The sequence below is a fragment of the Candidatus Planktophila sp. genome (assembly GCF_044232745.1).
Lineage (GTDB): Bacteria > Actinomycetota > Actinomycetes > Nanopelagicales > Nanopelagicaceae > Planktophila.
This window is the reverse complement of the sequence record NZ_JBIILI010000001.1, coordinates 112,107-131,627: the sequence shown is the minus strand read 5'-3', so window position 1 is coordinate 131,627 and position 19,521 is coordinate 112,107. Positions and strand designations below refer to the sequence as shown.

At 46.5% G+C, this 19,521-nt stretch carries 21 protein-coding genes; 1 reads left to right on the top strand and 20 read right to left on the bottom strand.

From position 1 onward, the window contains the following. Positions 1–4: 4 nt before the first annotated feature. From miaA to recG, 19 genes are all read right to left on the bottom strand, one after another. A complete protein-coding gene (miaA, locus tag AC9UGD_RS00675) occupies positions 5–901 on the bottom strand; it encodes a tRNA (adenosine(37)-N6)-dimethylallyltransferase MiaA (protein WP_509568186.1) in 897 nt (298 codons plus the stop codon). Beyond that, positions 898–2,319 (bottom strand): tRNA (N6-isopentenyl adenosine(37)-C2)-methylthiotransferase MiaB, encoded by a 1,422-nt coding sequence (gene miaB, locus AC9UGD_RS00670; RefSeq protein WP_509568184.1) that lies wholly within the window; start codon positions 2,317–2,319, stop codon positions 898–900. The genes miaA and miaB overlap by 4 nt, the downstream gene beginning before the upstream one ends. Next, positions 2,316–3,038, bottom strand: coding sequence for a class II glutamine amidotransferase (locus AC9UGD_RS00665; protein ID WP_509568183.1), 723 nt, complete (start codon positions 3,036–3,038; stop codon positions 2,316–2,318). Before AC9UGD_RS00665 ends, miaB begins: the two co-directional genes overlap by 4 nt. Positions 3,039–3,059: 21 nt before the next feature. Next, positions 3,060–3,728 carry a tRNA (guanosine(37)-N1)-methyltransferase TrmD gene (gene trmD / locus AC9UGD_RS00660; protein ID WP_509568181.1) on the bottom strand — a complete coding sequence of 223 codons (669 nt, stop codon included), beginning with the start codon at positions 3,726–3,728 and terminating at the stop codon, positions 3,060–3,062. After that, complete coding sequence (gene rimM, locus AC9UGD_RS00655; protein WP_509568179.1) at positions 3,725–4,228, bottom strand: ribosome maturation factor RimM; 504 nt, start codon at positions 4,226–4,228, stop codon at positions 3,725–3,727. The genes trmD and rimM overlap by 4 nt, the downstream gene beginning before the upstream one ends. 2 nt (positions 4,229–4,230) lie before the next feature. After that, positions 4,231–4,470, bottom strand: coding sequence for an RNA-binding protein (locus AC9UGD_RS00650; protein WP_029018952.1), 240 nt, complete (start codon positions 4,468–4,470; stop codon positions 4,231–4,233). Positions 4,471–4,472: 2 nt separating this feature from the next. After that, complete coding sequence (gene rpsP, locus AC9UGD_RS00645) at positions 4,473–5,084, bottom strand: 30S ribosomal protein S16 (RefSeq protein WP_509568178.1); 612 nt, start codon at positions 5,082–5,084, stop codon at positions 4,473–4,475. A 163-nt stretch (positions 5,085–5,247) separates the two neighbouring features. Next, positions 5,248–6,702, bottom strand: coding sequence for a signal recognition particle protein (gene ffh / locus AC9UGD_RS00640; RefSeq protein ID WP_509568176.1), 1,455 nt, complete (start codon positions 6,700–6,702; stop codon positions 5,248–5,250). Positions 6,703–6,729: 27 nt separating this feature from the next. Beyond that, positions 6,730–7,068 carry a P-II family nitrogen regulator gene (locus AC9UGD_RS00635; protein ID WP_029018955.1) on the bottom strand — a complete coding sequence of 113 codons (339 nt, stop codon included), beginning with the start codon at positions 7,066–7,068 and terminating at the stop codon, positions 6,730–6,732. Positions 7,069–7,070: 2 nt separating this feature from the next. Beyond that, positions 7,071–8,360: an ammonium transporter gene (locus tag AC9UGD_RS00630; protein ID WP_509568584.1), complete on the bottom strand. Its 1,290-nt coding sequence runs from the start codon at positions 8,358–8,360 to the stop codon at positions 7,071–7,073. 136 nt (positions 8,361–8,496) lie between these two features. Next, positions 8,497–9,333 carry a signal recognition particle-docking protein FtsY gene (gene ftsY / locus AC9UGD_RS00625; RefSeq protein WP_509568174.1) on the bottom strand — a complete coding sequence of 279 codons (837 nt, stop codon included), beginning with the start codon at positions 9,331–9,333 and terminating at the stop codon, positions 8,497–8,499. Between the two features lie 11 nt (positions 9,334–9,344). Beyond that, positions 9,345–12,881 carry a chromosome segregation protein SMC gene (smc, locus tag AC9UGD_RS00620; RefSeq protein ID WP_509568172.1) on the bottom strand — a complete coding sequence of 1,179 codons (3,537 nt, stop codon included), beginning with the start codon at positions 12,879–12,881 and terminating at the stop codon, positions 9,345–9,347. Between the two features lie 40 nt (positions 12,882–12,921). Continuing rightward, positions 12,922–13,599, bottom strand: a complete 678-nt coding sequence (gene rnc / locus AC9UGD_RS00615) for a ribonuclease III (RefSeq protein WP_509568170.1) — start codon at positions 13,597–13,599, stop codon at positions 12,922–12,924. A gap of 10 nt (positions 13,600–13,609) precedes the next feature. Further along, positions 13,610–13,783, bottom strand: a complete 174-nt coding sequence (gene rpmF / locus AC9UGD_RS00610; RefSeq protein ID WP_509536443.1) for a 50S ribosomal protein L32 — start codon at positions 13,781–13,783, stop codon at positions 13,610–13,612. Between the two features lie 66 nt (positions 13,784–13,849). Beyond that, positions 13,850–14,461: a YceD family protein gene (locus AC9UGD_RS00605; RefSeq protein ID WP_509568168.1), complete on the bottom strand. Its 612-nt coding sequence runs from the start codon at positions 14,459–14,461 to the stop codon at positions 13,850–13,852. Between the two features lie 6 nt (positions 14,462–14,467). Next, a complete protein-coding gene (locus AC9UGD_RS00600) occupies positions 14,468–14,947 on the bottom strand; it encodes an ATP synthase subunit B family protein (RefSeq protein WP_509568166.1) in 480 nt (159 codons plus the stop codon). A gap of 3 nt (positions 14,948–14,950) precedes the next feature. Then, positions 14,951–15,430, bottom strand: coding sequence for a pantetheine-phosphate adenylyltransferase (gene coaD / locus AC9UGD_RS00595; protein WP_509568164.1), 480 nt, complete (start codon positions 15,428–15,430; stop codon positions 14,951–14,953). 39 nt (positions 15,431–15,469) lie between these two features. After that, complete coding sequence (rsmD, locus tag AC9UGD_RS00590) at positions 15,470–16,039, bottom strand: 16S rRNA (guanine(966)-N(2))-methyltransferase RsmD (protein WP_509568162.1); 570 nt, start codon at positions 16,037–16,039, stop codon at positions 15,470–15,472. 4 nt (positions 16,040–16,043) lie between these two features. Beyond that, on the bottom strand, positions 16,044–18,215 hold the full coding sequence (gene recG, locus AC9UGD_RS00585; RefSeq protein WP_509568160.1) for an ATP-dependent DNA helicase RecG: 2,172 nt from the start codon (positions 18,213–18,215) through the stop codon (positions 16,044–16,046). Positions 18,216–18,351: 136 nt separating this feature from the next. On the opposite strand from recG, the gene rpmB reads away from it, so the two are divergent. Then, positions 18,352–18,537 carry a 50S ribosomal protein L28 gene (rpmB, locus tag AC9UGD_RS00580; RefSeq protein WP_029018968.1) on the top strand — a complete coding sequence of 62 codons (186 nt, stop codon included), beginning with the start codon at positions 18,352–18,354 and terminating at the stop codon, positions 18,535–18,537. Positions 18,538–18,550: 13 nt separating this feature from the next. On the opposite strand, the gene thiL is transcribed toward rpmB, so the two are convergent. Next, complete coding sequence (gene thiL, locus AC9UGD_RS00575) at positions 18,551–19,471, bottom strand: thiamine-phosphate kinase (protein WP_509568158.1); 921 nt, start codon at positions 19,469–19,471, stop codon at positions 18,551–18,553. Positions 19,472–19,521: the final 50 nt, after the last annotated feature.

Sequence of the window (19,521 nt, the reverse complement as noted above, 5' to 3'; positions counted from 1 at the left end):
AGCGTTAGTTTATCGATTCAAGTATGCGCTGTAGTGCATTTTGTGTCGGAGATATCCAGGTGATGCGCTCATCACGTGAAAACCAGGTCTCTTGTCGACGTGCATATTGTCGGGTCGCTCGCTTAGTCTCTTCTTTCGCCTCTTCCTCAGTGACCTTTCCTTCAATCTGAGCAATTACTTGGGCATAACCAAGTGCACGTTGGGCAGTTATTCCCTGTGTGATGCCTGCAGCCATCAATCTCTCTACTTCTGCTACCAGACCTTGTTCCCACATACGTTCTACTCGGATTGAGATCCGCTCTGACAGTGCATCTCGATCCATTACTAATCCAAATTGTCGTGCATGCGGATAGCGAGAGCTCTCTTCTCGTGGCAAGTTAGCAGTAAAAGGTTTTCCTGTAATTTTGATTACCTCTAATGCGCGTATAACTCGGCGGGAGTTCGCTTTATCAATCGCTAGGGCTGCGGCTGGATCTAATTTTTCTAATCTCTCAAAAAGTGGAGCTATACCTTTGGTGGCGTACTCAAGCTCTAATTCCGCTCTAACGACTGGGTCAGTGTCTGGAAAATTGAGTTCATCCAAAATTGCTTTTATATACAAGCCTGTTCCGCCAACAACAATGACATTCTTTCCGCGACCCTGAATCTCTGCAATAGCCGCACGCGCATTCTCTTGATACCACGCAACATTTGCATCCTGGGTAACATCTAACATATCCATTAAATGATGAGCTATCTCTTTTCGCTCTTCAACAGTGATTTTGGCAGTTCCTATGTCCATACCCTTGTACAACTGCATCGAATCAGCATTAATGATTTCGGCATCAATTTCTTGAGCAAGTGTTACAGCGAGATCACTCTTACCTGTGGCGGTTGCACCACAAATGACGATCAATTTCATCGTTTAACCGTTGGGATTCCAAGCATGGTTGAAGCAGGACCTGGTTGTGCGATGCGTGCCGCATGAGCATCAGCGCCTCTAGTCTGTCGAACTGAGAGTGGATCGCCAATCAAATAATGTGCGGATGCATCTGTAATTGTGACCGTAACTTCATCGCCGGGACGTGCAACGAATGTGTTATCAAAGTGCACAAGGCGGAAATCTTCACTTCGTCCAGTTAATCGTGCTTGAGCTTCATCACGACGACCTTCGTAATCCCCCACCAAAATCTTGTGCTTTGTGCCAATTGCTTCTTGATTTACTGACAATGAAATCCCTTGTTGGTGATTGTGCAGTCTGGTGTAGCGATCAGCTACGACCTCAGCACTAATTTGATCCGGCATAGTTGCCGCTGGGGTTCCTGGACGCTTTGAATATTGATAGGTGTATGCAGCGGTAAAGCGCGCTGTTGAACAAACATCAAGAGTTGCCTGGAAGTCTTCTTCTGTCTCACCCGGGAATCCAACAATGATGTCGGTGGTGATAGCTGCATGTGGCATCGCCGTGCGAACTCGATCCAAAATTCCTAAGTAGCGATCTGAACGGTACGAACGGCGCATTTGCTGCAGAACGCGATCTGATCCTGATTGCAATGGCATGTGTAGATGTGGCATCACATTTGCAGTCTGTGCCATGGCCTCAATTACATCATCGGTGAAATCACGAGGATGAGGAGACATAAAACGAACACGCTCTAACCCATCAATTTTTCCGCATTCACGCAACAAATTGGCAAAAGCTTGGCGATCTCCAAAATCTACCCCGTAAGCATTCACATTTTGACCAAGCAATGTTATTTCAATAACCCCTTGATCCACCAAGGTCTTCACTTCATTCAAGATATCGGCAGCCGTGCGATCCTTTTCGATGCCACGCAATGCTGGAACAATGCAAAAAGTACAGGTGTTATTACAACCCACTGATACTGAAACCCACGATGAAAATGCAGATAGCCGACGGGCCGGCAGTGTTGATGGGAAGTGTTCAAGAGCTTCCAGAATTTCTATTTGAGACTCTTCTTCGATGCGTGCACGCTCTAGTAAAACTGGCAGTGAGCCCACATTGTGGGTACCGAAGACCACATCAACATATGGTGCCTTCTTGATGATTGTTGCTTGATCTTTTTGTGCCAGACATCCACCAACAGCAATCTGCATATTGGGATTCAATTTCTTGATTGGTGCTAAGAAACTTAGATTTCCATACAATTTGTTATCAGCGTTTTCACGCACAGCACATGTGTTGAAAACTACCAAGTCTGCTTGTCCGCCAACTGTTACCGGAATATAACCAGCCTCATCCAACAACCCCGCAATTCTTTCGGAGTCATGGACATTCATCTGACAGCCGTAGGTTTCGACCGTGTAAGTACGGGTCATAGAGACGAAATTGAATACTCTAAAGTCGAACGATCTACCACGAGCATCTGATGGTTATCTAAATGATTCCAGTCGGTATTTCCCCAACCAGTTGAAGCAACGATCATGTCATTACCACGCTTAGTAAAGCGCAGTTCATAATGATCTTCCGCGCTCCATTCAGATTTATTTGCTTCATTAAACTCGCACACTGCAATCAAGGTATCCGGTGTTTGGACCATAATGTTGAGAGCGGTGTAATCAGCATTTGTGCGGAGTAGATTGACAATTGATCGAACGCCTTCGATTAAACCAAGCTCATCAACTTGAGATAACAATGCATAAAAGAAACGCTCGCTATCGGTTGTGCCTTGCATTAATTCCTTGTACTTACCGGCAATAAATTGCTCAGCAGAATTTCCTGGCCTGATAGTTCCGTTGTGCATAAATGTTGTAGTGCCATGAGTGAATGGATGGTTGTTATCAATATTTACCGTGATGCCTTTGGATGCAAGGCGTAGGTGAAGTAACGCTCCATCGGTTAAAACCTCGGAACTAGCAATTGAAAGGGAGTCTGATTCACGCGCGGGTTTCAGATCTTTTAGAATCTGACCGTCATGAGCGTAACCCCAACCATCTTTGTGCTCTTCTGACATGGCAACAAATTTGTCGAACTCGTTGCCTACAACGTCATAGAAACTCTTACGTTCTAGGGATGAAAAGGCTAGCAATCTACACATGGTCGCAACTCTACTTGAAGCCTAGAGATTCTTCTTGGCGCGCTCTTGTGCTTGTGCCGCACGCCATTTAGCGATTTCCCCATGATTACCGCTGAGCAGAATTGCCGGAACTTCAAGATCTCGCCACGTTGCAGGTTTTGTGAAGTTTGGATACTCCAAGTACCCCTCTTCGTTGTGTGACTCTTCAGCCAAAGATTCTGGATTCCCGAGCACACCCGGAATCAAACGGGTAATTGCTTCGATCATCACTAGGGATGCAACTTCGCCGCCACCTAAAACGTAATCTCCAATAGACACTTCATGTACGCGATATCCCTTGGCTTCATAATGTTGACGAACTCGATCATCGATGCCTTCATAACGGCCACATGCAAAAACTAAATGCGTTGACTGTGAAAACTTTGCTGCCATTGGCTGATCAAAGCGCTTGCCAGCTGGGGTCAAAATAATGAGATCTGTTTCAGGTGACATCAATGGATCTAGTGCTTTGCCCCAGACCTCAGGCAACATAACCATTCCTGCTCCGCCGCCATAAGGTGTGTCATCAACTGTGTTGTGATTATCTGTTGAAAAAGCTCGTAGATCGTGAATTCCAACCTCGACTAGACCTTGCTCTTGTGCTTTACCCAATAAAGAAAGCTGCAAGGGTGCAAAGTGATCAGGAAAAATTGTTACAGCATCGATCTTCATGCCATCTCTCCCGTGATTGTTGGCGGAATGACTATAACTTTCTTGTTTGCAATATCTACCGTTGGAACAAGTTGATGTACAAAAGGAATCAACTGCTCGCCTTGTGCTGTTTTGATTGCAAGCAAATCCTGACCAGGCAGATTAACGACATCGGTGATTTCACCAAATACTTCACCTGATTCAAGAACTGCCGCACAGCCAATTAGCTGCATGACGTGGTACTCATCTTCATCTTCATTGGATTCGTTGATATCTACATCAGCGTAAAGCAATGTATTGCGTAGTTTTTCGATGCTATTGCGATCAGTAATTCCTTCAAAGCCCAACAATAAAATGCCATTGTGAACACGGCCAGAGATGACTTTTAAGTCACCGTTGGAATCTGTTTGAACTATTGCACCAATGGCAAAGCGACGATCAGGTTCATCTGTACGAACCTCTATCGTCGCTTCACCAAGAATTCCGTGAGCGCGACCAATTCGCCCCACGAGTAAGCGCATTGTTATCGAGCTTCGTCGGTCTCGATGAGATCGACGCGCACTGTACGTCCTGCGAGCGCACTTACAACGGTACGAAGAGCTTTTGCTGTACGACCATTACGACCAATGACCTTGCCGATATCTTCAGGGTTAACTCGAACCTCTAAAGTTGTTCCGCGACGTCCACTCTTTTCAGAGACAACTACATCATCGGGATTATCGACGATTCCCTTGACCAAATGCTCTAGGGCTTCATCCATCATGTTTACTCTGCAGCCGCTTCTGCTGCTGGAGTTTCAGCAACAGCTTCAACAGTCTCTTCAACTACAGCCTCAACTGTAGGAGCTTCTTCAACTACTGGAGTTTCAACAACGGCTTCAGCTGGAGTTTCAACCACTGCATCTGTAGTCACAACTTCAGCTGGAACCTCTGCCACAGCATCGTTTGATTCTGGCTCGGTCACTGGATTTGCCTTAGCTGCAAGCTTCTCCTGTGCCTTCTTCTTCAATGTTGTTGCACCTTCTGCAGGTTCGTTAGCAGCAGCCTTCATCGCTGCTTCGTAAGCAACAACCTTTGATGGCTTTGGTGCTGCAACGCGAAGAGTTCCTTCAGTTCCTGGAAGACCCTTGAACTTCTGCCAATCGCCAGTCACCTTAAGCAAAGCCTCTACAGCTTCAGATGGTTGTGCACCAACGCCGAGCCAGTACAGAGCACGCTCTGAGTTGATCTCGATTAGTGATGGCTCTTGTCCTGGTACGTAGCGACCAATTTCTTCAATTGATAGACCATTACGTGCCTTACGCGCATCTGTTACAACAACGCGGAAAAATGGTGTGCGGATTTTGCCCATGCGCATTAAACGAATTTTTGTAGCCAAGAAAGTTGTACTCCTGTACATGTGTGCCATGCGTATCAATCGCAGCGGGGTGCGCGATCAATTCAGATGACTATCGAATTGTGGATGTTGCTGGGGGTAGAGGGCCCCTTCAACAGGTTGCTAATTCTGCCATTCAAGCCGCCAGATGCGAAATCGGGGGTTATTACCCCTGTTCTAGCGCTCGCTTAGCTGGATTGCCTGATTTGGACTTCTTCTTGTTTATTGGCTTATTCGCCTTCGGAAGAGGCGGCATGCCCATCCCCATACCTGGAGGCATTCCGGCCGGCATTCCACCATTTCTAACCTGCTTCATCATCTTTTGTGCCGCTGAGAATCGGTCCACCAGATTGTTTACATCTGAAACCTTTCGACCTGAACCCAATGCGATTCGTGCCCGACGGGAGCCATTGAGAAGTTTTGGTTCGCGGCGCTCTGCCGGTGTCATTGATTGAACAATTGCCTTTGTGCGAACTATCTCGCCCTCGTCGAAGTTCTCAATCTGCTTTTTCATCTGACCAGCACCCGGCAACATCCCAAGGATCTTGGACATGTTTCCCATTTTGGACATCGCCTGCAACTGCTCTAGAAAATCTTCTAGAGTGAAATCTTCACCGCTGACAAATTTTGCTTCCAACTTCGCTGATGTGTCAGTATCAAAAGCTTTCTTGGCCTGCTCTGCAAGTGTTGCAACATCTCCAAGACCCAAGATTCGTGAGGCCATGCGATCTGGATAGAAGATATCGAACTCGTGCAATTTTTCACCAGTTGATGCAAACATGATCGGACGCTTTGTTAACGATGCAATAGAAAGTGCCGCACCACCCCGAGCATCACCATCAAGCTTCGTTAGTACTACCCCATCAAAACCAACACCATCTAAGAATGCTTGAGATGTTCTAACAGCATCCTGTCCCATCATGGCATCGACTACAAATAAAATTTCATCAGGCTTAACGGCATCTCGAATATCTGATGCTTGCTTCATTAAATCTGCATCAACGCCAAGTCGACCTGCGGTGTCAACGATGACCATGTTGTATTGCTTAGATTTTGCGAACTCAATACCAGCTTTTGCAACCTTCACGGGATCGCCGCCATACATTCCTGAAGTCTCGGCATTCCCTGCCTCAGGAGCAAAGACCGGAACATTGACTGACTCACCAACTACCTGCAGCTGTGTGACAGCGTTAGGTCTTTGTAAATCTGAGGCAACCAACAGCGGTGTATTACCTTGATCTGCATAAAATTTTGCCAGCTTTCCAGCCAAGGTAGTTTTACCCGCACCTTGCAAACCAGCGAGCATGATCACTGTTGGTGGATTTTTAGCAAAGCGAACTCTGCGGGCTTGTCCCCCAAGAATTTCAATCAGGCTTGCGTTAACAATTTCAAAGATGGCATTTGCTTGATTGGAACCCGACTGCATTGCTGGCAAAGCATCCAAAGACTTTTGTCGAATATCTGCGATGAAATCTTCCACGACAGATAATGCAACATCAGATTCCAGCAACGCCTGTCGGATTTCAGCACAGGTTGTTTCGATATCAGAGGTAGAGATCTTGCCCTTCGAGCGAAGGGAGGAGAATGCTCCACTAAAACGAGATGTCAGGGACTCAAACATAAGAGCTGAAGAGTACTTCAACCCCTGTTAAATTGCCTCAGAGCCTCGTTCTCCGGTGCGAACGCGAATCACTTGGTCAACTGGTGAAGTCCAAACCTTTCCATCACCAATGGAGCCAGTTGAAGCCACCTTAACAATCACATCAACTATCGCCTCTGCATCGTTGTCATTGACTAGTACCTCAATGCGTACCTTTGGAATTAGATCGACGGTGTATTCAGCACCCCGATACACCTCAGTGTGACCGCCTTGACGACCAAATCCGCTTGCTTCTGAAACTGTCATTCCCGTTATCCCAGCGCCTTGCAGTGCATTTTTAATATCTTCTAACTTGAATGGCTTGATGATTGCGGTAATCAGTTTCATTTTTATGACCCTCTCGAGAATTCATAGATACTGCCCTGGCTATTGTCTGATAACTCATACGCAGGCTCGGCATGAATTGCGATATCGATACCCGTAAGTTCTTGGTTTTCTGTGATTCTAAAGCCAATGGTCAGATCTACAATCTTTCCGATTATCAACGTTGCCACAAATGAATAGGCCAACACTGCTACTGCACCAATAGTTTGTTTCACAAGTTGTTCTGTTCCGCCACCATTGAATAAGCCAACGTCAACACCGACGAAGCCAATCATGATTGTTCCAACGATTCCACCAACAAGGTGCACCGCAACAACATCGAGTGAATCGTCATATCCCAACATAAATTTGAGCCCTACTGAAAGTGCGCAAAGCCCGCCCGCGATTGCACCAATTAACAGTGCGCCACTTGCACCAACAAAAGCACATGCCGGGGTAATAGCTACAAGTCCTGCAACTACACCTGATGCCGCGCCAAGACTTGTTGCATGGCCATCACGAAGTTTTTCAACCAGAAGCCAAGCAAGTACCGCCGCTGTTGTTGCACCAATCGTATTTAGTAGAGCAAGACCAGCAGTTCCATTTGATGCGATTGCTGATCCAGCATTGAAACCAAACCAACCGAACCATAGAAGGGCTGCGCCAAGCATCACCAAAGGCAAGCTGTGTGGACGCATCGGAACTTTTCCAAAACCAACACGCTTTCCAAGAATGAAAGCAAGTGCTAATCCGGCAGCACCTGCATTGATATGAACAGCAGTTCCGCCAGCAAAGTCGAGTGCGCCTAAATCATTGGCGATCCATCCACCTGTTGTAGCAACAAAGTCATCGAAGGCGAAAACCCAATGTGCAACTGGGAAATAAACAAGGGTTGCCCAGATACCAGCAAACACCATCCATGCACCAAATTTTGCGCGATCTGCAATTGAACCCGAAATCAGTGCAACGGTAATCGCGGCAAATATTCCCTGGAAAGCAATAAAGACAGCTGCCGGGATAGTTCCAATCAGCGCAGTTGAGTTATCTAAACCTTTCAAAAATGTAAATTGACCGAGATCACCGATCAGGCCCATACCCCCAACAGAGTCTCCAAACACCATTGAAAAACCAAATGCAATCCACAAAACAAAAACAATCGCTAGTGCACCAAATGACATCATCATCATATTAAGTACGCTCTTGACACGAACCATGCCACCGTAAAACAGTGCAAGGCCCGGGATCATTAGAACAACTAAACCGGTACTTATTAACATCCAGGCTGTGTCGCCAGTATTTAAAACAGTCTCTTCCATAGTTGCATCTGCTTTCATAAAGCCAAACAAAAGTTCTCGCCTTTGAGATGGCCAAACCATCTAGCAGCGCAGTTACGAAACATCGCTGATGGGGTTTCGGCAGCATGACAAAAACCGCCGTTTTGTTAATTCTGGGTTACGTCAGCAGGTCCTTTATATAGGACTTAGCATCAAAGAGGGCAAAATCAGACTCAGATTCGCCGGTTCCTACCCACTTAATCGGAATTCCCAATTCTGCCTCGATGGCAAGGGCTACCCCACCCTTGGCGCTTCCATCCAACTTAGTTAAAACAATCCCAGTGACTTCAACGCATTCAGTAAAAATTTTCGCTTGTTGTAAACCGTTTTGACCTGTTGTCGCATCGATAACCAAAAGAACTTCATTGATTGGTGAGACTTTTTCAACTACGCGTTTTACTTTACTGAGCTCAGCCATCAAATCATTCTTGTTGTGTAAACGCCCTGCTGTATCAATTATAAAAATATCACTAGCAGATTCGTGCGCACTCTTTGCCCCATCAAATGCAACAGATGCTGGATCGCCATTTTCTTTTCCAGAAACAACAAGTACTCCAATACGGCTCCCCCAAGTTTTTAACTGATCAACTGCCGCAGCTCTAAATGTATCCCCCGCAGCAAGCACGACGCTTTTGCCATTCTTTTTGTAATACGAAGCAAGCTTTGCAACAGATGTTGTTTTTCCTGTGCCATTGACACCTACGACCATAATTGTTGTCGTTCCGGCAACAATTGCGGGAGCATGAGATTTACTCGAAAGTTTCGAAGTCAAGATTTCGATCAATGCTAATTCTGCGTTATCGCTCTTAACTTTTTTTGCGGCTTCAAGAAAATTCTTAGTAAGTGTTGGGCCAAGATCTGATGCTAATAGCTCATTTTCTAGATCGGCCCAGTCTGCAGGGGAAAAATCATTTGTGCCTTTTATTGTGGCGATGAACTTACTAAAAAGACCCATCGAGCTAAACCTTAGCTAGCGTCAGATTCGCGCAGGCGCTGTGAAATAACTTCGGTGACGCCATCGCCACGCATTGTTACGCCATAGAGCGCATCAGCAATTTCCATAGTCCGCTTTTGGTGAGTAATGATGATCAACTGTGAACTTTCGCGAAGTTCTTCAAGGACAACCAGCAATCGACCGAGGTTGACATCATCCAGGGCTGCTTCAACTTCATCTAGAACATAGAACGGGCTAGGACGTGCCTTAAAGATTGCAACTAACATCGCAACAGCTGTTAATGATTTTTCTCCACCTGACAGTAAGGAAAGACGCTTAATTCGCTTTCCTGGCGGACGTGCTTCAACATCGACACCAGTTGTTAATGGGTTATCTGGGTCTGTCAGAATCAGACGACCATCTCCACCTGGGAACAAGCGTGCGAAAATATCCTCGAAGTGTTTTGCAGTCTCTGTATATGCTTCCATGAAGATTGACTGAACACGATCGTCAACTTCCTTAATAATGTCCAACAAATCCTTTTTAGTGTTCTTTAGATCCTCAAGTTGTTCGGCAAGGAATTTCAGGCGCTCTTCCAATGAAGTGAACTCTTCGAGTGCAAGTGGGTTGATCTTGCCTAGTAAATTCAGTGATCGTTCTGCAGATGCTAGACGCTTTTCTTGTTGATCGCGACGGTATGGAACAAGTTCGGTTGCAACAATTTCGCCTTCATCGGTTTCGTGGAATGTTGGTACATCCTTGTCTGGACCGTATTCATTAACCAAAGTTGTTGTATCGATTCCAAACTCTTCGACTGTCTTTGCTTCGAGTGTTTCAATACGAAGTCTCTGCTCTGCTCGAGCAATTTCATCTTTATGAACGCTAGTTGTTAACTGTTCAAGTTCGGATGTTAATTCGCGTCCACGCGTACGAACAGTCAAAGTTTCACCTTCGCGTGCTGCACGCGACTCTTCAAGTCGACCACGTTCTACAGCTGCTTTAGCGATTGAGCGTTCGATATGGATCAATGCTTCATATGCAGCCTCTGCTACCGCTTGTGAAATAACGGCAGCTCGAGCACGTGCGCTTCGGCGAATGATTGCGCGCTCTGATGCATCACGTTCTGCTTGCGCAGATTGCTCAAGTGCCAAAGCTCGCGCACCAACTGAATCAACACGCTCTTCAATGGTGCGAACAGCCAAGCGCGCTTCGACCTCCGAAGTACGAGCCACAGAAACTTGATTGCGTAAATCTTCTGTATGCGAGTGATCCGGCTCTGCTACTTCACCACGCTGTTGCAATTGATTTTGGGCGATGACGATTTCGCCTTCATCCCGAGATTTAGCAGCAGTAGCTTCACTTATCGATGTATTTAAACGTTCGACTTCGGCCATTGCGGACTTCATGTTCTGGCCAGAAACAGCCAACTGCTCAGTCAGGGCAGCAATGCGCGCATCTGATTCATTAAGCTTTGATAGAGCAACATCAAAATCACTTTGACGTGAAGCAAGTTCTGTCGAAGCGGTCGAGATTTCAAACTTTAAGCGATCGCAATTATGCGTAATTTCCTGCAATTTGCTTTCGAGGCCTTCTATTAGCGCCTTGATTTCAATCAATGACGATGATGATTTTGAACCACCACGAGCACGACCACGAGAAATTACATCTCCGTCACGGGTAACCACTGTGACGCCTGGATGAGATCGCAAGATTGCTTCTGCCGCATTGGCATTTTCAGCAACCACAGTTGAAGCAAGTAATGATGAAAGTAAATCACCTATTGTGCTTGAGCGAATGTGCGCGGACAGAGGCGTAAGGCCTGCCGGAATATTGCTGTTGCCGCTCTGTCCTGGTTCATAGACCAAAACATCTGCCTGTCCAAGGTTCTCGTTGCGCAATGTTGTCAATGCGGTAACTGCAGAAGAAAGATCTTGTACAACGACTGCATCTGCCAATGTTCCAAGTGCGGCCGCTGCTGCAGATTCCCAACCATTATCAATCTCAATCAAGCCGGCAATGCTGCCGAGAATCGAAACTCCTCGTGAATCGCGAAGTAGGGCTGATGCTCCATCGCGATTCTGTGAGGTTAACTTCATTGCTTCAAGTTTTGCCTCAACTGCGTTGCGTTCACGATCTGTTGCGCGCTCGGCATCTACTAAATCAGTGACTTTTGATTTCGCACTTTCCAACTGGGTTTTAGCGCCTTCATATTGTGAGTCAAGTCCTAATTCACCAGAATCTGCGCTAGCAATTTCTAACTCATATGATGAATATTCTCGTTGTGCCGTATCAACACGCGCCTGGGCGTCATCGCGAGATTTTGTAAGACGCTCGATTTCCTCTGCAATTGCCTCGAGGCGCGCGTGTAATGACTTGATGTGCCCTTCCTGGCGCGCTGTTCCTTCGCGTGCATCTGCGATAGCTCGCATTGCAGCAGCGATTGTGTCTTCATCGCTTTTCAGTGCAGCTTCAGCGGCGATTAGTTGTGCAGTCGCTTGAGTTAATGCTTGCTGGGATGAAAGAACATTTGCTCGAAGTTCACTTTCTTCAAGGCGTAATGAAGCAGCCTCTTTATCTAAACTTTCTGGGTCGCGACCGGAGGTGCGAGCTTCTCCCGCTTCTTCATTGAGAAAACGTGAACGCTCTTGCGCAAGACTTTGGGTACCGCGGAATTTTTCACGCAATGAGTTGAGGTTGTAATAAGTTTCTTGTGCTGCAACCAAAAGAGGTCCTTCGTGTGCAGCTTGGGCATCAAGTGCCTCTTCGCGACGACGGACAGAATCAACTTCAGCCTCAACTGCAGAACGCTTATCGCGTAAAGCGGTTTCATCTGCGACTTCAAGTTCGAGAGTTTTTGACATTGAAATAAAATCATCAGCTAATAATCGAAGTTTCGCGTCACGCAGATCAGCTTGAATCGTTGCTGCCTTCTTAGCGACTTCTGCTTGCTTTCCAAGCGGACGTAACTGACGACGAAGTTCAACTGTTAAATCTTGAATACGTGCCAGGTTTGCTTGCATCGAATCTAATTTACGAAGCGCTTTTTCTTTTCGCTTGCGGTGCTTAAGTACACCAGCAGCTTCTTCGATAAACCCGCGACGCTCCTCAGGCGTTGCCATTAAGATCGCATCAAGTTGACCTTGACCAACGATCACGTGCATCTCGCGACCAATACCTGAATCGCTTAATAGTTCTTGAATATCTAATAAACGAGATGCTTCACCGTTGATTTGATATTCACTTTGTCCATTGCGGAAAAGTATTCTAGATATAGTTACTTCGGTGTAATCAATCGGAAGTGCGCCATCAGAATTATCGATTGTTAATGAAACTTCGGCACGACCAAGAGGAGCACGTCCGCTTGTTCCCGCGAAAATTACATCTTCCATCTTTCCGCCACGAAGCGACTTTGCGCCTTGCTCACCCATAACCCAGGTAAGAGCGTCAACAACATTTGATTTACCAGAACCATTAGGGCCAACCACGCAGGTGATGCCGGGTTCGAGACGAAGAGTCGTCGCAGAAGCAAAGGACTTAAAGCCCTTGAGCGTCATACTCTTCAAATACACGCGGTAAACCTATCGTCTCAGGAGCGTGTTTTTAGTGAAATTAGGCTTGTGGAAAGGCGGTTTTTAGCGCTTCGTAGGCTGCGCGCGCCGCTACCTGTTCAGCCTCACGTTTACTCTTTCCAGTTCCTTCACTCATAACTTGACCGCTTAGCATTGCAACAGCGGTGAAACTTTTATCGTGGTCTGGACCATCTTCGCTAACAACATATTCAGGTGCACCTTTACCAAGTGATGCCGCTAATTCTTGAAGCGCGGTTTTTCCATCAAGACCGGCACCACGCGCAACAGCAGAATCCATAGTTGGGGTAATGAGCTTTCGAACAATTTCAGTGCACTGGGCGAAACCAAATTGCATATAAATAGCGCCAATCAATGCTTCGAGCGCATCAGCCAACAAAGAATTTTTGTCGCGCCCGTTAGTTACCTCTTCGCCTTTTCCAAGGCGGATGTATTGACCAAGTTGTAATCCGCGTGCGATATCTGCGAGCGCGCGCATATTGACAACGCCAGAACGCAAAGGAGATAGACGACTTTCATCAAAATCTGGATAACGTTTGTACAGTTCTTCAGTAACAATTAAACCGAGAACAGAATCACCAAGAAATTCAAGGCGCTCATTTGTCTCTTTACTTCCAGATTCATAAGCATATGAACGATGGGTAAAAGCCAACTCGAGCAAAGCTGGATCGAGTGTTACTCCCAGCTGCTCACTGAGCATTGAACTCAGATCAGACCTCTAATACCTGGCGACGGTTGTAAGTACCGCACGTTGGGCATGCTGTGTGCTGCAACTTAGGCTGCTGGCATTGTCCGCATGTTGATAGAGAGGCTGCAGTAGTTTTCCACTGGCTACGACGTGAGCGCGTCTTTGAACGCGACATTTTTCGCTTTGGTACTGGCACTGTTCGAACCTCATCTTTCGCATGAGCAGCCACTGGGCTGCAGAGGGTAAGTATCCCTTAAAAAGGCTAAATCTTGAAATCGGGGTCGTCCAGGGACAGCTCCCCTAATTTGAGGCCATCCAAGGTGGCCCATCGGGCATCGATCACTTCGTGTGCGTGATCTTCAGGCAGATCTGCCCACTTGCCGCCACAGTCAGGGCACAGACCCAGACAATCCTGGCTGCACAGCGGATTACTCGGCAAGGAAAGGACAATTGCATCTCGAATGGGGGTCTCTAAATCAAGAATGTCCCCCTCCATCATGAACTCATCTGCCTCATCTAGATCTTCAGTCGTTAAATCCTCAGTCGAGCTCTTTCTCTTTTTCTTCCCACGTTCATTTGTTGGCTCATAGTTATACAACTCTTGAATTTTGCGCTCGATCACAATCTCAACGGGATCTAGGCAACGAATGCATTCTCCTTGCGCCACGGCATAGACATCAGCGCTAAGCAATACCCCTTCGGTAACAGATTCCAAGCGGGCATCAACTTCAATAACTTCACCGGATGGAACGGAAATTAATTCAACGCCAAACTTTTCCTTAACGACAATATCTAATTCATATTCCTTCATCTCACCTGCACGACGAGGTAACTCGTAGGTATTGAGCTTGAAAGAATCTGGGGCTTTGCTCATTAGTCTTTACTCGTCAGCTAATTGCGACAAGACATCCTTGTCATTTGCGCCAGCAAGTCGATCACGTCCGCGAGAAACTGCATCCATCGTTTTGTTAAGTATGACTTCAAGGGTTGCAAGGCGGCCGTCGATGTACTCCTCAACCTCCTGCTTTTCTAGCTCAGCGGTTTCACGAGCATCATCTAAAATCTTGCGTGCTTCATCACGTGCAATTTGAACAATAGATGTCTGCTCAACCATTTGTGCTACATCTTCACGAGCAATAGTGATTAATTGTTCGGCACTGACTCGAGCTTCTTCAATGATTGCATCCCGAGTTTCAATTATCTTTCGTGCGGATTCAAAATCTGTTGGAAGGGCTTCACGCGCATCATCTAGAATTTCCAGCATTTCGGCGCGGTGTACAACACAACTTGCAGAAAGTGGAACTCCCCGAGCCTCTTCAACCAATGTGATCGCTGCGGTTAACTTCTCTACTGAATCCATTATTTATTTCCCCGCTACTCGTGCTTTAAGTGCTTCATTAATTGATGGTGGAACCATTGTAGAAACATCGCCGTTGTAATGAGCAAGCTCTTTTACAAGAGATGACGATAAAAATGAATGCGTAGGCGAAGTGGCCATAAACATTGTTTCAACCCCTGAGCCCTGCAGATTGACCTGAGCCATCTGTAATTCGTAGTCAAAGTCGGTAACCGCTCTTAAACCCTTAACTATTGCTTGAATTGAATTACTTTTGCAGTAATCAACTAATAGGCCGCTCCAGGAATCAACTGAGACATTAGGAAACTGTGTTGTCACTTCTTGAATCATGGCGATTCGTTCGGCAACTGTAAAAAGACTTGATTTGGTGCGATTTTCTAGAACAGCCACAACCACGTGATCAAACTGCTGGGCGGCACGCTCGATGATGTCTAGGTGTCCATATGTGATGGGATCAAAGGACCCTGGACATACCGCGCGCTTCATGTGCCAAACGCTAGCAATACTGAGCCCAGTTATCCATTCTTACGGCTGATAATTGGCGTAATAAATGGTCGCCTGTCCATATTTTCGCTCGCGCGCAGGTGAGAAAGCATCTGGCCAGATGAATTGCGCCCCACGCGTAGTGCGCTCTACTGCAATGAATGCATCGCTATTAAGGAATTCATAATCATGCAGAGCGCTCAGTACATCTTCAACAGCCTGATTTGAAAAATCATATGGCGGATCGATATACACGAGGTGATACTTAGCCTTCGGTGCATCTTTCAAAAAACGTTCTGCGCTCATTCCATACAAATGGAAACTACCCGCTGGATTAGATTTCTTCACTATTTCAAAGTTAGTTTCGATTGTTTTTTGTGCTTCGTCATCTTTTTCTACGATGTGTACAGATGTTGCTCCTCGGGACAAGGATTCCAATCCAATTGCACCGGATCCACCAAAAAGATCTAGAACATGCAAACCCTCAAATGTTCCAAACTCTGATGCAAGTGACGAGAACAAACCCTCACGAGCTCGATCAGATGTCGGCCTGGTTGCACCTGCTACGGCACCAAGAATGCGACCCTTTGCAACACCGGCAATGATTCTCAATTGATTAACCCTTATCCAAATAGTCAACGGCTTGGTCGCGCTGTAGTTGTGCTAACTCCGCCTTAAGCGCAGGATAGTCTGATAAATCATTATCAGTTGCAATCAGTGATTCTGCATCTTCACGAGCCTGCTCGATCAATGCTTCATCACGTAAAACTCGGAGCAGGCGCAGATGAGATTGTGTTCCAGATTGACTAGCTCCCAGAACATCTCCTTCGCGGCGTTGCTCAAGATCTATTCGGGATAATTCGAATCCATCTAATGTCCCTGCCACGGCAATTAATCTCTCGCGAGCTGGTGTCTCTTCTTCGCACTGTGTCACTAAAAGACAGAGTCCAGGTGAAGTTCCACGACCTACTCGACCACGAAGTTGATGCAGCTGAGAAACACCAAATCGATCTGCATCCATAATCACCATGATTGTTGCATTAGGCACATCGACACCTACTTCGATGACAGTCGTTGAAACCAAAACGTCGATATCGCCTTTGGTAAAGGCTTGCATCGTTGCATCTTTTTCATCGGCTGATAAGCGACCGTGCAAGATTGCAATTTTTAACCCTTTCAGAGGCCCAGCATGCAGAGTTGGCGCTAACTCTTCAACTGAAGTGATCTCAGATGATTCTTCTCCGAACAAGAAATCAATGTCAGCATTTGCATCAGAATCCGCGCTAATGCGGGGCGCAACTATGTAGGCCTGATGACCCTGAGCAACCTCTTCATTAATCCTTTGCCAAGCTCTCTCTAAAAAGCTTGGTTTTTCTTTTACAGGTACAACATGTGTAGTTATTGGTTGACGACCTAGTGGCAGTTCGCGCAATGTAGAAACATCTAAATCGCCAAAGACCGTCATAGCAACTGTTCGTGGAATAGGTGTCGCGGTCATGACAAGAAGGTGGGGTGGCAGTACAGCTTTTTCCTTCAAAGCATCTCGCTGTTCAACACCAAATCGATGTTGCTCATCGACAACAATTAATCCCAAATCCTTAAACTCAACTTTTTCGCCTAACAATGCATGAGTCCCGATAACGATTCCAGCATTTCCGCTGGCAGCCATCGCCAATGCTTCTTTGCGAGCTGCTGCGCTTTGTGAACCTGTAATCAAAGTTATTTGCGTTGCTTTATCAGAACCTCCCAGCATCCCACCCTGACCAAGTTCGCCCAACAATTTTTGGAAAGTTCGCAGATGTTGAGCAGCTAAAACTTCAGTCGGTGCAAGTAGTGCCGCTTGTCCCCCGCTATCAATAACTGCCAACATGGCTCGTAGCGCAACAATTGTTTTACCTGTTCCAACTTCTCCCTGTAATAAACGGTGCATTGGGTGAGGTTGCGCAAGATCTGATTCAATCTCTTTACACACTGCAACTTGGCCAGCGGTTAACTCAAAAGGCAAGGTTGCATCGAAGGCATCAAGTAATCCCCCACTGATGCGTTTTCTAGAAGTTGAATTGAGCTTCTTTAATTCAATTCTGCGCATTACCAACAGTGATTGCAATAAGAAGGCTTCATCAAAGGTTAAGCGTTCACGTGAAAGTTCGGCATGATCTAAATCTGCTGGTTGATGTAACTGCACTAGCGCTTGATGCAGGGAAGGATAGTTATGTTTTTCACGAATAAACGAAGGCAAGAAATCTTCAATTTCTTCAAGTGAGCCGATGGCCAACTGCGCACATTGCGAAATCTTCCATGACGGCAACTTTGCCGACGCTGGATAAACCGGAAGATATTTACCTGCAAAACCTTCCACGGCGCTATCTACATCAGAGCCATCGGGAATCATTTCGTAATCAGGATGGGCAAGTTGTTTCTTATTGTTGAAGACTCCAACCTTGCCTGCGAACAGACCTTGGCGCCCTACCTTCAAATCTTTTTCACGCCAGGCTTGATTAAAAAATGTTAGCGATAACTTGTCAGTTCCATCTGTGACAACAACTTCGAGCATGCTGCCTTTACGCCCACGCATGGGTCTAGTTGAAGCCGAATACACCTGAGCCAAGATCGTTGTCTCGTCGCCCTCGCCAAGTGCAGAAATGTCCGAGAGCTCCCCACGCACCATGTAGCGACGCGGGTAATGGCGCATGAGATCGCCGATGCTCTTAATCCCAAATGTGGTTTCAAGAACCTTGGCGGTGCGGTCACCTACGACCGCCGAAACCTTGTTCTCTAGTTGTGCCACACGAGCATTCTCTCGCGAACTGGCTCCAAATGTTGGTTAACAAGCGTGAATTGGCATTGAACCCTGCCTACGGGGTACCCTTACGCTCTGTTCCCATTGGAACGAGATCAATAGAAAAGTTAAAAGGAGTACCGCTGTGGCATCAACATGCGATATCTGTGGCAAAGGGCCCAGCTTCGGAAACAATGTTTCTCACTCACAGGTTAAGACACGTCGTCGTTGGAATCCAAACATCCAGCGCGTTCGCACACTTGTTGCTGGAACACCAAAGCGTCAAAACGTTTGTACTTCATGCCTGAAGGCAGGAAAAGTAACTCGCTAGTTTTACCTAATTATTAATTGAAATGGCGCCAGGTATCTGGCGCTTTTTTCATTTCCGCTCCCAGAACTCCAGAGCCAGCAATTACGTGTCCAACACAAAATCCATCCAAGCCAATTCCAGTTGCTAAAAATACATGGTCTTCGCCGCCTGCAAAAATCCATTGCCACACATCGGCATTGTGGCTCTTAGCTAGCTCATTCAAAGTCGCGAACTCTGGGTGTTGCTCAATCAATTTTTGATCAAACTTCAAGGCAACGCCCGATGCTGCAGCAATTTGTTCTGCCTGAATAATCAGTGCATCGCTTACATCGCACATTGAATGCGCTTTGCTATTTGAATACTGAATTGCTGCAACATAATCAACCGTTGGTGCGCAGTATTCCGAAACTGCATGAAAAGCAAGATCATCATCTAATTCCTTTTCAATCAAGGAAAGCCCCGCCGCAGACCATCCAGGCAAAGAAGAAATATAAATTGAATCCCCAACCTGTGCGCCAGATCGAGTTATCGGAGTATCGACTTCTCCGATTGCTGTCATCGAAATGACTATGCAAGTCCCCTTAGCTAAATCCCCACCCACAACGAAAGCACCACAACTTTTTGCCTCATGTGTAATGCCTTCTGCAAGTTCTTCTATCCATTCCATAGTTTCGCTGCCGGTAAGAGTTACCGCGGCTACCAGAAACTTAGGTGAGCCGCCCATGGCGTACACATCTGCCAAATTTGCAGCGGTTATCTTGCGACCAATATCAAATGCACTGCTCCATGCGGTTGAAAAATGAGTACCTTCAACGGCCATGTCAGTTGTGATAACAGTTCGATCAGTTGTTGCAACAACCGCGGCATCATCGCCGATTCCGATTTCGACGCCGCGATGAGTAGCACCAAATATGCGCGCCAATGCAGAAATTACGCCCGCCTCATCGAAGTTCATACCGCCTAGCCTAATCGACTAGAGAGTAAGCACCGTTCTGCGGTAGCGTT

Coding starts and splice junctions, on each gene's coding strand:
- miaA (WP_509568186.1), bottom strand. CDS start 901: ATGAAATTGATCGTCATTTGTGGTGCAACCGCCACAGGTAAGAGTGAT.
- thiL (WP_509568158.1), bottom strand. CDS start 19,471: ATGAACTTCGATGAGGCGGGCGTAATTTCTGCATTGGCGCGCATATTT.
- miaB (WP_509568184.1), bottom strand. CDS start 2,319: ATGACCCGTACTTACACGGTCGAAACCTACGGCTGTCAGATGAATGTC.
- ftsY (WP_509568174.1), bottom strand. CDS start 9,333: ATGGGTCTTTTTAGTAAGTTCATCGCCACAATAAAAGGCACAAATGAT.
- rimM (WP_509568179.1), bottom strand. CDS start 4,228: ATGCGCTTACTCGTGGGGCGAATTGGTCGCGCTCACGGAATTCTTGGT.
- AC9UGD_RS00605 (WP_509568168.1), bottom strand. CDS start 14,461: ATGAGCAAAGCCCCAGATTCTTTCAAGCTCAATACCTACGAGTTACCT.
- coaD (WP_509568164.1), bottom strand. CDS start 15,430: ATGAAGCGCGCGGTATGTCCAGGGTCCTTTGATCCCATCACATATGGA.
- AC9UGD_RS00650 (WP_029018952.1), bottom strand. CDS start 4,470: ATGATGGATGAAGCCCTAGAGCATTTGGTCAAGGGAATCGTCGATAAT.
- AC9UGD_RS00630 (WP_509568584.1), bottom strand. CDS start 8,360: ATGGAAGAGACTGTTTTAAATACTGGCGACACAGCCTGGATGTTAATA.
- AC9UGD_RS00600 (WP_509568166.1), bottom strand. CDS start 14,947: ATGGATTCAGTAGAGAAGTTAACCGCAGCGATCACATTGGTTGAAGAG.
- ffh (WP_509568176.1), bottom strand. CDS start 6,702: ATGTTTGAGTCCCTGACATCTCGTTTTAGTGGAGCATTCTCCTCCCTT.
- AC9UGD_RS00665 (WP_509568183.1), bottom strand. CDS start 3,038: ATGTGTAGATTGCTAGCCTTTTCATCCCTAGAACGTAAGAGTTTCTAT.
- rnc (WP_509568170.1), bottom strand. CDS start 13,599: ATGCTCAGTGAGCAGCTGGGAGTAACACTCGATCCAGCTTTGCTCGAG.
- AC9UGD_RS00635 (WP_029018955.1), bottom strand. CDS start 7,068: ATGAAACTGATTACCGCAATCATCAAGCCATTCAAGTTAGAAGATATT.
- trmD (WP_509568181.1), bottom strand. CDS start 3,728: ATGAAGATCGATGCTGTAACAATTTTTCCTGATCACTTTGCACCCTTG.